Origin of the sequence: Stenotrophomonas maltophilia group sp. Smal12 (assembly GCF_037079935.1) — a bacterium.
Lineage (GTDB): Bacteria > Pseudomonadota > Gammaproteobacteria > Xanthomonadales > Xanthomonadaceae > Stenotrophomonas > Stenotrophomonas sepilia.
This window is the reverse complement of record NZ_JBAWUK010000017.1, coordinates 70,317-83,463: the sequence shown is the minus strand read 5'-3', so window position 1 is coordinate 83,463 and position 13,147 is coordinate 70,317. Positions and strand designations below refer to the sequence as shown.

The following is a 13,147-nucleotide window of genomic DNA, read 5'->3' as shown; positions in this document are numbered from 1 at the left end:
TTTATTTCGTGGCCGAGCTTTCAGATTTATGTGCCCAACGGGGTTGCGAAGTGGCGCGACCCGGAGTTGGTGTTAGCCGGCAAGGTGAACACCAGCCCCAAGCGGTTTTACTTGCGTTGTTTCAGCGAGGGGGTGGTCAAGGCAGTTGCCGGTTGAGCCGATATCCGGGTAGTCCCGGCCGCGGCCCGCCAGAGGCAGTGGGCGCGGCCGCCCCGCGGCCGCCACTACCTTATTTGCCCAGCAGGCCTGCCGGCACCAGGTTGCCCAGGTTCTGGTTGAAGGTGACCACCAGCTTGCCGTTTTTGACCTGTGCCGCCTGTACCTGAAGCGCGCCGAGCACCCCGGCCACGGCCGGGTCCAGCTTGTAGATCGGTTCGCGCTGGGCGTAGTCGCTCAGCCAGGCATTGAGCAGGCCACGGGTGCGTGAGTCGAGGCGGCCGCCCTGGTTGGCCGGGGTGAAGTCGTCCACGCTGGGCTGCTGCAGGTGGAAGCCCTGGGTCTGCGCGTCGTAGCGCAGGCCGCTGCTGAGCTTCACCGTACCCAGTTTGGCCGGGTTGCCGCCGGCGGTGGCCAGTGCCACGTCCATGCCCAGGTTCAAGCGCTCGCCGGCCGGAAGGCTCAGCTGAGGATGGCTCATGGTCAGGGAGATCAGGCCGCCAAGGGCGTCCTGGGTGCGCGGGAAGCTGCCATCGAGGTACTGCTGGACGTCGCTGGCACCCACCGACAGTTCGCGGCCGGAAATGGAGGGAGCCGCCTGCGCGCCGATCGCAGCGGCGATCAGTACGGTGGAGGCAGCGAGGCGGGTCATCAGGGAACGCAGGCGCATGGCGGTGACCGATGGCAGGGAATGGATGGATCAAAGAGTAGCCGTGCAGGCTGAATCGCGCGTGCATGCGGCTGTAACGGTTCAGTCCAGCATCGGACGCAGTTGCGCCGACTGGATCTGCCAGGCGCTGCCATCGCTGCTGGGTTGCACGCGGTACCAGCCACCGAAGCGGAACGTACCGTTGGCGGTGACCGCGCGGATCTGCACCGGCACTTCAAGCAGCTGCGGTGGCTGCCGATCGTCGCGGGCGACCGGGGGATCGCTGTGCAGGCGCAGGGTGCGCAGGTCCTGCAGCTGCCGCAGCGCGGCGTCGTCCGCATGCCGCGGGTCGCTGGGCGGGATCGTCCAGGCAGCATCGCTGGCGGCGCGGTCGCGGTTGAGCAACGCCGCTACGTAGCGGTTGAGCATCGTCGATGGCGGCTCGGCATCGTCGGCGACAGCGGACAGCACCGGCATTTCACTTGCCTGCACTGCTGCGGGATCGGGGCCGGTGCGGGTGTCCATGGCTGCGGTAGCAGCGACGGGAGCGGACGCTGCCGCGATGTCGCCGGTCGTCTGTGCTGCCGGGCGTGAACAGCCCAGCAGCACCAAGGGTGCGATCAGCAACAGGTTCCTGCGCATGTCTGCCTCCTCCGCGAGGCAACCTGGAGGGCGGCAGTGTAGCGATTGCGCCGGGATCAGCGGGAGGAGGGCAGCTGATCCAGAGCGTCCAGCGCTGGCAGGACCTGGCCGGCGATGGCCGCCAGTGCGTGGCCGCCGGTCTCGGCATGGCGCTGCACGATATCGCGCAGCAGCTGGGTGGCGATCACCAGGGTCGCACGCTCGTCGCCGCTGATACCGGCGGTACGCGGGGCCACCTCCAGCAGGCGCATCAGGTCGCGGCTGGCGCGATGCTCCAGTTCGATGGTGCAGCGCCCTGTGCACTGCAGCCCGTCCTTTTCGATGGGGGTCACCGAGATCCGGTAGCGGGTGGAGGGGCTGGCCATGAGGGTGTGCTCGCCGTAGCTGTGAAGGATGTGCCCACCATAGGCAAGGCCACGGCCTGAGGCGACGGCCGGCGCTGCACGCAGTGTTCCACCCGGTACGTTCCAGCACCTGCCCAGGCCGCGCTCGGCCAGTGGCGACGGGCCTGTACGGGCATTCCCGGGGAGGCGGCAACGCTGTGTTGCGGATTGCCACAGCGCGACGCATCCACGCATGGCGTGGATCTACCGCCGGGCACGCAAAAAAAACGGGACGGCCAGAGCCGTCCCGTCGGAATCCACGTTGGGGCGCGCGCTTACAGCGCGGCGTCCTTCAGCTTCTTCAGCGGACGCACCTTCAGCTTGGTGGTGGCCGGCTTGGCGGCGAACCACTGCTCTTCCTTGGTGAACGGGTTGATGCCCTTGCGCTTCGGCTTGGCCGGCACATTGACGGTGGTGATCTTCAGCAGGCCCGGCAGGGTGAAGGAGCCAGCGCCCTTCTTGTGCACCGAGGAGGCGACGGCGCTTTCCAGCGAGGCCAGCACAGCGCGGACGTCCTTGGCGACGACGCCGGAGGCTTCAGCGATGTGTGCAACCAGGCCGGACTTGGTCAGCACTTCCTTGATCGGCTTCGGAGCGGCCGGCTTGGCGGCTGCCTTCGTCGCGACTTTCTTCGCTGCCTTCTTCGGGGCAGCCTTCTTAGCGGTCTTTGCCATGGTTTCCTGTTCCGTGAACGGTTGGTTGTTTGGTCGGCGCCGAACCCCGTCGGCAAGCGCAATGTAGGGCAACTCTTGGGCGCCGCCAATAGCCCGAAGCGCGGAAAGTGCATGTTTTTTCATATCCAGGCCGATTCAGTACATGGTCGGCGGTGGGGGATGGGGGCACGCCAGCGTGTTCGATCGCCGGCGCCCGCCGATCGGTGGGGTGCGCGAAACCACTGAAAACAAGAGGAAAATGCGTTCCGGGCTGGCGAGGAAGTGTCCACGCGCCGGACTCGGGGGCGACGTCCGGCGTGCGGCGGAGCGACGCAGGGCTAACGCGTGGCGTGCGAGGGTAGCCGTTCATCACCGCCACGCAGGAGCAGCACAATGGGAATCTCGCGACACGCCACCGCGCACTGGGAAGGCGATCTGAAGACGGGCAAGGGGCAGTTGAGCACGCCGCAGAGTGGGCTGCTGGACAAGACCCGCTACGGTTTCAACAGCCGCTTCGGCGACGAAAAGGGCACCAATCCGGAAGAGCTGATTGCCGCCGCGCACGCGGGTTGTTTCACCATGGCGTTGTCAGCCAAGCTCGGCGAAGCAGGCTTCACCCCGACCTCGCTGGACACCGAAGCCAAGGTCGACCTGTCGCTGGAAGGCGGTCCGCAGTTGTCGCAGATCCGCCTGAAGGTCAGGGCGGTGGTGCCCGGCATCGATGCGACGCAGTTCCGTGCCATTGCCGATGATGCCAAGCAGAACTGCCCGGTATCCAAGGCGCTGAGCGCGGTGCCGATCAGCCTGGAAGCCGAGCTGGGCTGAGCCGGCGCATCTGTAGAGCCGAGCCCATGCTCGGCTTCTGCAGGTCCCGTGATCTGGCCGAGGAGCAGCCGAGCGTGGGCTCGGCTCTACAGTACCCCTTTACCAATCAAGGGTGCCGGTGATGACGGTCTGCACCTGTCCCCCGGACCAGACCTCGCCGTCCTCATCGACCCGCAGGGTCAGACGCGCATCGTGGCCGACTTCGCGGCCCTGGCTGACTTCGAACGGTGCACGGCCACGTGGCAGCGCGTCGCGCAGGTCCAGCCACGCGGCCAGCACTGCATTGGCGGCCCCGGAGGCGGCGTCCTCGAAGCGCCGACCATTGCCGACGAAAGCGCGCACGGCCAGATCGAATCCCTCACTGCCATCGCTGAAGGCATAGGCGAACACGCCCATGCTGTCGGTGGACTCGGCCAGCGCAGCCACCGCGTCCCAGTCCGGATGCAGGGCGCGCAATGCGGCTTCATCGGCCACCTGCACCACCCACCAGCTGCGTCCGCCCTGCATGCGCGCCGGCGGCAGCGAGCCCAGTGGCCAGTCCTTCAGTGCTGCCAGCAGGCGCGGATCGGTGGCTTCAGCGATCTCCGCCAACTGCGCGCGCGGTGTGCGGATGGCGATGCGCTGCTGCGCGCCCTCACCGCTGACGCGCAGCGGCAGGGCACCGGCAATGCCGTCCTGCACCAGCACGCCGTCGACCGGTGTGGCCAGGCCTGCCTGCAGCACCGCATGCGCCGTGCCGACGCTGGGGTGACCGGCGAACGGCACTTCCTTCTGCGGGCTGAACATGCGCAGCCGGTAGCTGGCACCGTCGGCCTGGGGCGGAAACACGAAGGTGGTCTCGGGCAGGCGCGTCCAGCGCGCGATGGCCTGCATGCTGGCATCGTCCAGGCCGTCGGCATCGAGTACCACGGCCAGCGGGTTGCCAGCGCCGGCGCGCGGGGAAAACACATCCAGCTGCAGGAAACGGCGGGTGGTCATCGGGGCGAAACTCCAGGATCGGGTGGCGCGCAGCTTAACGCGCGGTTGTAGAGCCGAGCCCATGCTCGGCTGTGTCGGGGTGTGAGAAGAAGCAGCCGAGCGTGGGCTCGGCTCTACAGCCAACGGATCTGGCCGTCGATGACCGGCTGCACCTGGCCGCCGATCCACACCGTGCCCTGCGCGTCGACCTGCACCTGCACGCGGCCATCGCGGCCCACTTCGCGGCCCTGGCTGGCCACGTAGCGGCCTTCGCCGCCGGGCAGGGCATCGCACTGCCGCAGCCAGGCGCCGATCAGCGCATTGGCGCTGCCAGTGACCGGGTCCTCGGGCACGCTGGGGGCATCGGCGGGGCAGAACGCACGCACCACGCGGGCATGGCCGGCGCCGGCTTCGTCGGCGAACACCGCCACGCCGGTGGCATCGGTGGCAAGGCTCCAGTCGGCCAGCGCGGCCATGTCCGGTGCCAGCTCGCGAACGGCGGCGGCATCGCGCAGTGGCAGCAGCCACCAGCGTGCGCCGTTGTCCCAGAGTTCGGGCGCCTGCCCGTCGGCAGCGAGCGCCAACAGCGCGGCGGGCGCTCCGCCTGCCTCCGTGTCCAGTTGCCGTGTCGGCGGGCAGGCCAGCTGGATCTCCAGTGCCTCGGCCGGGCCGCTCACCCGTACTGGGAGCAACCCTGCCGCGCATTGCTGCAGCAGGGCGCCGTCGCGCGGTTGGGCCAGGCCGCAGGTCACCGCCGCCCAGGCGGCACCGACGCTGGGGTGGCCGGCGAAGGCCAGCTCACGGGTCGGTGTGAAGATGCGGATGTGGTAATCGGCGCCGGGCGCGGTGGGGCGCAGGAAGAACACCGTCTCGGACAGGTTCAGCCAGGTAGCCAGGGCCTGCATCTGGCTGCTGGAGAGCGCGTCGGCGTCCAGGATGACGCCCAGTGGATTGCCGGTTCCGGGGCGGGGGCCGAAGACATCGAGCTGCAGGTAACGGAGGACGGCCATCTACGGGGATATTGCGCTTAGAATCGAAGGTTCCGCCCCCGAGGGCGGCTTCCCCACATTCTACATAGCCAATCCATGTCAGCTTCCCCCCTTGTCGATCGTTGGATCGTACTGAAGTTCGGCGGCACCTCGGTGTCGCGTCGTCACCGCTGGGACACGATCGGGAAGCTGGCGAAAAAACGCGCGGAAGAGACCGGATCGCGCGTGCTGGTGGTGGTATCGGCGCTGTCCGGGGTCACCAACGAACTGACCGCGATTGCCGACGGCGCGCCGGACAGCGGTGATCGCGTGGCAGCGCTTGTCGAGCGGCATGAGGGCTTCCTGGCCGAACTCGGCCTGGGCCGCGAGGTGCTGGCCGAACGGCTGGCGGCACTGCAGGGCCTGCTCGACGATGCGCGGGCGGCCACCCGTCCGCTGGATTGGCAGGCCGAAGTGCTGGGCCAGGGCGAGCTGCTGTCCTCCACCCTGGGCGCGGCCTATCTGCGCGCCTCGGGCCTGGACATGGGCTGGATGGATGCCCGCCAGTGGCTGGACGCGATGCCGCCGCAGCCGAACCAGAGCGACTGGTCGCAGCGGCTGTCGGTGAACTGCCAGTGGCGCGCCGACGCGGAGTGGATGCAGCGCTTCCGCGCGCAGCCGACCCGCCTGCTGATCACCCAGGGCTTCATTTCGCGGCATGCCGATGGTGGTACCGCCATCCTCGGCCGTGGTGGCTCGGATACCTCGGCGGCGTACTTCGGTGCGCTGCTCGGCGCCAGCCGGGTGGAGATCTGGACCGATGTGCCGGGCATGTTCAGCGCCAATCCGAAGGACGTGCCGGACGCGCGCCTGCTGACCCGCCTGGACTATTACGAAGCGCAGGAAATCGCCACCACCGGCGCCAAGGTGCTTCACCCGCGCTCGATCAAGCCGTGCCGCGATGCCGGCGTGCCGATGGCCATCCTCGATACCGAGCGCCCGGAACTGCCGGGCACCAGCATCGATGGCAGCGCCGCACCGGTGCCGGGGGTGAAGGCGATCAGCCGCCGCAATGGCATCGTGCTGGTGTCGATGGAAGGCATCGGCATGTGGCAGCAGGTCGGCTTCCTGGCCGATGTGTTCAACCTGTTCAAGAAGCACGGCCTGTCGGTGGACCTGATCGGTTCGGCCGAGACCAACGTCACCGTGTCGCTGGACCCGTCCGAGAACCTGGTCAACACCGATGTGCTGGCCGCGCTGTCGGCCGACCTGTCGCAGATCTGCAAGGTGAAGGTGATCGTGCCGTGCGCGGCGATCACCCTGGTGGGCCGTGGCATGCGGTCGCTGCTGCACAAGCTGTCGGACGTGTGGGCGACCTTCGGCCGTGAGCGCGTGCACATGATCTCGCAGTCGTCCAACGACCTGAACCTGACCTTCGTCATCGACGAGGCCGATGCCGATGGCCTGCTGCCGATCCTGCACGCAGAGCTGATCGACAGCGGCGCGATGCCGGTGGAGGAGACCGAAGTGTTCGGCCCGCGCTGGCGCGAGATTGCCGGCACCGTGCGCCCGCGCGGCACGCCGTGGTGGCGCGGCCAGCGTGCGCACCTGCTGCAGCTGGCCGATGCCGGTACGCCGCGCTACGTCTACCACCTGCCGACGGTGCGCGCCCGCGCCCGTGCACTGGCCGCGATCAAGCCGATCGACCAGCGCTACTACGCGATCAAGGCCAACAGCCACCCGGCCATCCTGCAGCTGCTGGAAGCCGAAGGCTTCGGCCTGGAGTGCGTGTCGCACGGCGAGCTGAAGCATGTGTTCCAGCACCTGCCGGAACTGTCGCCCAAGCGCGTGCTGTTCACCCCCAGCTTCTGCCCGCGCAGCGAGTACGAGGCGGCGTTTGCGCTGGGCGTGACCGTGACCGTCGACAACGTGGAAGCGCTGCAGCGCTGGCCGGACCTGTTCCGTAACCGCGAGCTGTGGCTGCGCGTCGATCTGGGCCGGGGTGAGGGCCACCACGCCAAGGTCCGTACCGGTGGCAAGGAGTCCAAGTTCGGCCTGCCGATCGCCCGCGTCGACGAGTTCGTGCGCGCGGCCACCGAACTGGGCAGCCGCGTGGTGGGCCTGCATGCGCACCTGGGCAGCGGCGTGGAAACCGCGCAGCATTGGCGCCTGATGTGCGATGAGCTGGCCGGTTTCGCCCGCCGGATCGGCAGCGTGCAGACCATCGATATCGGTGGCGGCCTGCCGATTCCGTACAGCGACGAAGACGAACCCTTCGACCTGGACGCCTGGGCCGAGGGCCTGGCCGAGGTAAAGGCACTGCACCCGGCATTCCGCCTGGCGATCGAGCCGGGCCGCTACCTGGTGGCCGAATCGGGCGTGCTGCTGACCCATGCCACCCAGGTGGTGGAAAAGGACGGCGTGCGCCGTGTCGGCCTGGACGCCGGCATGAACGCACTGATGCGCCCGGCGCTGTACGACGCCTGGCATGACATCGAGAACCTCAGCCGGCAGGGGGGGTATGCCGAAGCGGCGTTCGATGTGGTCGGGCCGATCTGTGAATCCAGCGATGTGTTCGGCAAGCGCCGCAAGCTGCCGGTGTCCACTGCGCCGGACGACGTGATGCTGATCGCCGATGCCGGTGCCTACGGCTATGTGATGGCCAACACCTACAACCAGCGGAAGCTGCCGCGCGAAGACGTGATCGAATGACCACCGCGCGCGCCCTGCACCCGCCCACCGACACGCCCCGCGCCTTCGCGCGGGCCCGTGCCTGACCGGATACACCATGACTGCTTTCGACAAACACCAGGTTTCCCGCTTCCGCTTCGTCCGCTGCGACTTCGCAGCGGATACCGGCGTGGCCCGGCTGGTCTACGCCTTCGACGACGGCCCGGAGATGGTGGAAACCATCACCGTGCCCGGCGCCCCGTTCGTGCTGGACGAGGCGCGCGCCGCCGCCGTGCAGCGTGCGCTGCAGCTGCTGCACCTGATCGCCGGCGTCAGCTACTACAAGGCCGGCGTACCGGATACGGTCAGCATCGACAGTTACAGCATCGATGCCGATACCGCCGCACTGGTGGAGACCATTTACCTCAACGGCCTGGGCGAATTCGCCTACCGCAACGGCCTGAACCTGCGCGGCCGCTTCCGGTTGCCGGTGCAGGGCGAGGCCGTGCAGGCGCCGGCGCTGGGCCTGCGGCCGCACGCGCTGGTGGCCATCGGCGGCGGCAAGGATTCGCTGGTCAGCATCGAAGCGCTGCGCCGTGCCGGCGTGGACGAGACGGTGACCTGGATCGGTGGCTCGCAGCTGATCCGTGCGTGCGCCGAGCGCACCGGCCTGCCGACATTGAACCTGGGCCGCACGCTGGCACCGGAACTGTTCGAGTTGAACCGCCAGGGCGCCTGGAACGGCCATATCCCGGTGACGGTGGTGAACTCGGCAATCATGGTGCTGGCCGCCCTGCTGCACGGCGTGGACCAGGTGGTGTTCTCCAACGAGCGTTCGGCCAGCTACGGCAGCCAGATTCCGGGCACCGGCGAAGTGAATCACCAGTGGTCCAAGGGCTGGGCCTGCGAGCAGGCGTTCGGCAGCCATGTGCGGAAGTACGTGGCGGCGGATCTGCAGTACTACTCGCTGCTGCGACCGATGTCCGAGCTGGCGGTGGCCCGCCAGTTCGCCAAGACTGATTTCTACGACGCGCACTTCTCCAGCTGCAACCGCAATTTCCACATCCTCGGCGAGCGCCCGGTGAACCGCTGGTGTGGCGTCTGCCCGAAGTGCCATTTCGTGTTCCTGGCGCTGGCCCCGTTCATGCCCAAGACGCGCCTGGTGCGCATCTTCGGCCGCAACCTGCTGGACGATGCCGAGCAGGCCGGTGGCTTCGATGCGCTGCTGGAATTCCAGGACCACAAGCCGTTCGAGTGCGTGGGTGAAGGCCGCGAATCGCGTGCGGCGATGGCGACGCTGGCGCAGCGCCCGGAGTGGAAGGAAGACGTGCTGGTGAAGCGCTTCTGCAACGAGATCCAGCCGCAGCTGGATGCCGCCGAACTGGAACTGGCACCGCTGCTGCAACTGCAGGGCGAGCACCGCGTTCCGGCTGCGCTGTGGGAACGGGTGCGTGAAGATTTCGAAGCTTGAAGGAAAGCGCGTCGCGCTGTGGGGCTGGGGCCGCGAGGGCCGCGCCGCGTTTGCGGTGCTGCGTGAGCGCCTGCCCACGCTGCCGCTGAGCCTGTTCTGCCCGGCGGCCGAAGTCGGGGCCGCGCGCGTGGAAACACAGGGCGCGCTGGACGTGCGTGGCGAGCCTTCTGCTGAAGCGCTGGCCGCGTTCGACGTGGTGATCAAATCGCCCGGGATCAGTCCCTATCAGCCGATCGCGCTGGCGGCGGCAGCGCAGGGCACCACCTTCATCGGCGGCACCGCGCTGTGGTTCGCCGAGCATGCGGCTGACGATGGCATCGTGCACGACACCGTGTGCGTGACCGGCACCAAGGGCAAGAGCACCACCACCGCGCTGGTCGCGCACCTGTTGCGCGCGGCCGGCCACCGCACCGGACTGGTCGGCAACATCGGCCTGCCGCTGCTGGAGGTGCTGGACCCGCAGCCGGCGCCCGAGTACTGGGCCGTCGAGCTGTCCAGCTACCAGACCGGTGAAGTGGCGCGCAGTGGCGCCCACCCGCAGGTGGCAGTGGTGCTGAACCTGTTCCCGGAACACCTGGACTGGCACGGCAGCGAACGGCGTTACATCGAAGACAAGCTGCGGCTGGTGACGGAAGCCGCGCCGCGCATTGCCGTGCTCAATGCGGCCGATCCGCACCTGGCGGCACTGTCGCTGCCCGATAGTGAGGTGGTCTGGTTCAACCAGCCGCAGGGCTGGCATATGCGGGGCGACATCGTGCATCGCGGCGAACAGGCGGTGTTCGATACCCGCAACACGCCGCTGCCGGGACGCCACAACCGCGGCAATCTGTGCGCGGTGCTGGCTGCACTGGAAGCGCTGGGCCTGGATGCCGTGGCGCTGGCACCGTCAGTGCAGGATTTCCGCCCGCTGCCGAACCGCCTGCAGCGCATCGGCGTGGCCGATGGCCTGACCTACGTCAATGATTCGATCAGCACCACGCCGCATGCCAGCCTGGCCGCGCTGGAGTGCTTTGCTGGGCAGCGCATCGCGCTGCTGGTGGGCGGGCACGACCGTGGCCTGGATTGGACCGACTTCATGCAGCACATGGCGCACGATGTGCCGCCGGTGGAGATCGTGACCATGGGCAGCAACGGCCCGCGCATCCACGCGATGCTGCAGCCGCTGGCCGATGCCGGCCGCTTTGGCCTGCACGCTGCGGGCGATCTCGCCGAGGCGATGGCGTTGGCGCGCACGGCGCTGGGCGCACAGGGCGGGGTGGTGCTGCTGTCGCCGGGTGCGCCGAGCTTCGGGGCCTACCGCGATTACGTGGCGCGCGGACGCCATTTCGCCGAACTGGCTGGGTTCGATCCGGACAGCATCAGCGCGATTCCGGGGTTGGGCATCGCCTGATCCGCCGGATCGGGGTCGGATCCCTTTCCTCAGGAAAGGGCTCTGACCCCGGCGAGTTACCATGGGCGCATCCCCGGACGGACCCGGATAGCCGCGTGTGCACCTTCATTACCCTGTTCCTGCCCGCATCCTTATCGCACATTGAAGCCGCCGCGATCATGCAGCGCAGTGGCCGGCGCCTGTTTGCGCAGGATTCGCCCAGCCTGCAGTCAGCGGTCGGGCCCGGTTGGCAGCCGTGGTTGAGTGCCGTGCACTGCGATTGCGGCACGTCGCTGGCCTCGGCGCAGGCGGTTCGTGCGTGGAACGGCGATGCCGAACGCTGGCGCAGGAAGGGCTGGAGCGAAGCGAAGATCGCGCGCGCGTTGGCGGCGCAGTTGGCGCGGCATGAACAGGATCAGCAGGCACGCCGCGATGAAGCCCTGGACGATGCCGGCCAGTGGTTGCAGCGTATCGATGCGCTGTTGCAGGCTGGGGCCGCGCGCATCGGCCTGCTGGTGCGCGACTACGACGGTCCGGTGGGTGCCCGGCAGCCGAAGCCGCCGGAACGGCGCTGGTCGCGGGATCAGCTGGCCGCAGCGGATCTGTTGGCGTTCGCGCCCGGCACGTTGCACTGGATCGAACGCGGGTGAGATCGCCATCCACGCATGGCGTGAATCTACTGTAGAGCCGAGCCCATGCTCGGCTGGGTTTCAATCCTCGTCCTGGTCGATGAACGCGTAATCGCCATCGATCAGCTGCTGCAGGTACGCATCGAAGCTCGGCGCAATGACTGCATAGCTGTCCGGATCGTGCAGGTAGCGCACCACCTGGCCGACGGTGCCACCCGGTGCCGGATCGAAATCCAGGTACAGCATCGAGGTGCCGCCGTTGTTCATGCAGTGCGAGAAGCACAGGCGCCTGCTCATCGGCAGATCACCGTCGATGCCTTTACCCAGGATCTCCGGCTCGTCATCCAGCCACTCTTCGTAGATGGAACGGATGCTGTCGTCCCACTGCTGCTGGTCCTCGAAGATCTGCGCGACTGATCGCAGGTAGTACGGGTAGCCACCGTCCTCCACGTCCGAGCCCAGCATCAGTACGCAGACCTTGCCGCCGGGGTACTCCCGGTAGTGGGTGCCATCCACGCGCGATAGGAGTTCCACAAGGCTGTCCGGCACCTGCGGCCACTGCACACGCAGGCGCTGCAGGTCCTCGGCGCTGGCGCCCTGGACATGTGCCCACTGCGGGGCATCCTCGGCAGGCAAACGCGGGATCAGGCCAGACAGAAAGCGATCAACAGGATTCATGCGAAAAAAGGGGACAGAGGGGATTAAGTCGTATCCAACCACACCTGCGTCACGCCGCCAATGCAGAATGCGACGCGGGAGGGGCGAAAACGGCTTAATCCCCTCCGTCCCCTTTTTCTTGCGGAGCAGGCGCATGAATCGTTGGCGATGCGGTGTGGCGATGATGCTGGGGCTGGCGGCGATGCCGGCGTGGGCGGCGATGAAGACGCAGCCGGTGGAGTGGAAGCACCAGGGCACGACCTTCAGTGGTGTGCTGGTCTATGACGATGGCGAGCATGACAAGCGCCCCGGCCTGGTGATGGTGCCGAACTGGAAGGGCGTGAACGAGTCGGCCATCGAGAAGGCCAAGCAGCTGGCCGGTGATGACTACGTGGTGCTGGTGGCTGATGTCTACGGCAAGGACGTGCGGCCGAAGAGCGATGCGGAGGCGGGACCGGTGGCCAGCAAGCTGCGCAACGACCGGCCGCTGCTGCGTGCGCGTGCACTGGAAGCGGTGAACGTGCTCAAGGCGCAGGCCGGCAAGGTACCGCTGGATGCCAGCCGGATCGGTGCGGTCGGTTTCTGTTTCGGTGGCACCACGGTGCTGGAGCTGGCCCGCGCCGGTGCGCCGCTGGCCGCTGTGGTCAGCCTGCACGGTGGGTTGGGTTCGCCGCTGCCGGCGCAGGCCGGTGGCGCCCATCCGTCCGTGCTGGTGCTCAACGGGGCCGATGACAGGAGCGTGACCGCCGAGGACATCGCCGCTTTCCAGAAGGAAATGGATGCGGCCAAGGTCGATTGGGAGTTCACCAACTACAGCGGTGCCGTGCACTGCTTCGCCGAGCGCGACGCCAACAGCCCACCGGGCTGCCAGTACAACGAGCGGGCGGCCAAGCGCGCGTGGAAGGCGCTGGATGAATTCTTCGAGGAACGCTTCGAGAAGCGTTGAGCCGTGCAGTGGTAGTGGGGGGGGGGGGGGGGGGGTGGCGGGGGGCCCGCCCCCCCCGGGGGGTGGGGGGCCCCGGGGGGGGCCCACACATGGGGGGAAAGGGAGCGGTTTGCTTGGGCGGCACCGCCGGCCCCCCCCCCCCACCCTCGGGGGGGGGGGTGGGGGGCGGTGG

The 13,147-nt window shown here is 68.1% G+C and carries 13 protein-coding genes; 6 read left to right on the top strand and 7 right to left on the bottom strand.

Features of this window, described 5'->3' with window-relative positions; genetic code table 11:
• Positions 1-229: 229 nt before the first annotated feature.
• The 4 genes from WDC87_RS09870 to WDC87_RS09855 all read right to left on the bottom strand — a co-directional run bounded on the left by WDC87_RS09870 (position 230) and on the right by WDC87_RS09855 (position 2,504).
• A complete protein-coding gene (locus tag WDC87_RS09870; protein WP_005415603.1) occupies positions 230-826 on the bottom strand; it encodes a DUF1439 domain-containing protein in 597 nt (198 codons plus the stop codon).
• An 81-nt stretch (positions 827-907) separates the two neighbouring features.
• A complete protein-coding gene (locus tag WDC87_RS09865) occupies positions 908-1,447 on the bottom strand; it encodes a hypothetical protein (RefSeq protein WP_252745228.1) in 540 nt (179 codons plus the stop codon).
• A gap of 56 nt (positions 1,448-1,503) precedes the next feature.
• Positions 1,504-1,812, bottom strand: a complete 309-nt coding sequence (locus tag WDC87_RS09860; protein WP_252745229.1) for a DUF3861 family protein — start codon at positions 1,810-1,812, stop codon at positions 1,504-1,506.
• Between the two features lie 293 nt (positions 1,813-2,105).
• Entirely contained in the window at positions 2,106-2,504 is a 399-nt protein-coding gene (locus WDC87_RS09855) for an HU family DNA-binding protein (RefSeq protein ID WP_072168628.1), read from the bottom strand.
• 372 nt (positions 2,505-2,876) lie between these two features.
• Here WDC87_RS09855 and WDC87_RS09850 point away from each other — a divergent pair, with 372 nt between their 5' ends.
• Positions 2,877-3,308: an OsmC family protein gene (locus WDC87_RS09850; protein ID WP_072168629.1), complete on the top strand. Its 432-nt coding sequence runs from the start codon at positions 2,877-2,879 to the stop codon at positions 3,306-3,308.
• A 99-nt stretch (positions 3,309-3,407) separates the two neighbouring features.
• On the opposite strand, the gene WDC87_RS09845 is transcribed toward WDC87_RS09850, so the two are convergent.
• Both WDC87_RS09845 and WDC87_RS09840 read right to left on the bottom strand, forming a co-directional pair.
• Positions 3,408-4,286 carry a PhzF family phenazine biosynthesis protein gene (locus WDC87_RS09845; RefSeq protein WP_088496730.1) on the bottom strand — a complete coding sequence of 293 codons (879 nt, stop codon included), beginning with the start codon at positions 4,284-4,286 and terminating at the stop codon, positions 3,408-3,410.
• A 113-nt stretch (positions 4,287-4,399) separates the two neighbouring features.
• Positions 4,400-5,275, bottom strand: a complete 876-nt coding sequence (locus WDC87_RS09840; RefSeq protein ID WP_252745230.1) for a PhzF family phenazine biosynthesis protein — start codon at positions 5,273-5,275, stop codon at positions 4,400-4,402.
• 75 nt (positions 5,276-5,350) lie between these two features.
• Between WDC87_RS09840 and WDC87_RS09835 the strand changes: the two genes are divergently transcribed.
• The 4 genes from WDC87_RS09835 to WDC87_RS09820 all read left to right on the top strand — a co-directional run bounded on the left by WDC87_RS09835 (position 5,351) and on the right by WDC87_RS09820 (position 11,393).
• Positions 5,351-7,945: a bifunctional aspartate kinase/diaminopimelate decarboxylase gene (locus tag WDC87_RS09835; RefSeq protein ID WP_072168632.1), complete on the top strand. Its 2,595-nt coding sequence runs from the start codon at positions 5,351-5,353 to the stop codon at positions 7,943-7,945.
• Between the two features lie 76 nt (positions 7,946-8,021).
• On the top strand, positions 8,022-9,374 hold the full coding sequence (gene murL / locus WDC87_RS09830; RefSeq protein ID WP_061479208.1) for a UDP-N-acetyl-alpha-D-muramoyl-L-alanyl-L-glutamate epimerase: 1,353 nt from the start codon (positions 8,022-8,024) through the stop codon (positions 9,372-9,374).
• On the top strand, positions 9,355-10,764 hold the full coding sequence (gene murD, locus WDC87_RS09825) for a UDP-N-acetylmuramoyl-L-alanine--D-glutamate ligase (protein ID WP_065185851.1): 1,410 nt from the start codon (positions 9,355-9,357) through the stop codon (positions 10,762-10,764). Before murL ends, murD begins: the two co-directional genes overlap by 20 nt.
• Before the next feature lie 95 nt (positions 10,765-10,859).
• Positions 10,860-11,393 carry a hypothetical protein gene (locus tag WDC87_RS09820; RefSeq protein WP_111007891.1) on the top strand — a complete coding sequence of 178 codons (534 nt, stop codon included), beginning with the start codon at positions 10,860-10,862 and terminating at the stop codon, positions 11,391-11,393.
• A 60-nt stretch (positions 11,394-11,453) separates the two neighbouring features.
• On the opposite strand, the gene WDC87_RS09815 is transcribed toward WDC87_RS09820, so the two are convergent.
• The gene (locus WDC87_RS09815; protein ID WP_111007892.1) at positions 11,454-12,050 is read right to left on the bottom strand and encodes an SMI1/KNR4 family protein; all 597 of its coding nucleotides are present in this window, start codon (positions 12,048-12,050) and stop codon (positions 11,454-11,456) included.
• Between the two features lie 133 nt (positions 12,051-12,183).
• Between WDC87_RS09815 and WDC87_RS09810 the strand changes: the two genes are divergently transcribed.
• Entirely contained in the window at positions 12,184-12,975 is a 792-nt protein-coding gene (locus WDC87_RS09810; RefSeq protein WP_111007893.1) for a dienelactone hydrolase family protein, read from the top strand.
• The last annotated feature ends 172 nt before the right edge of the window (positions 12,976-13,147 follow it).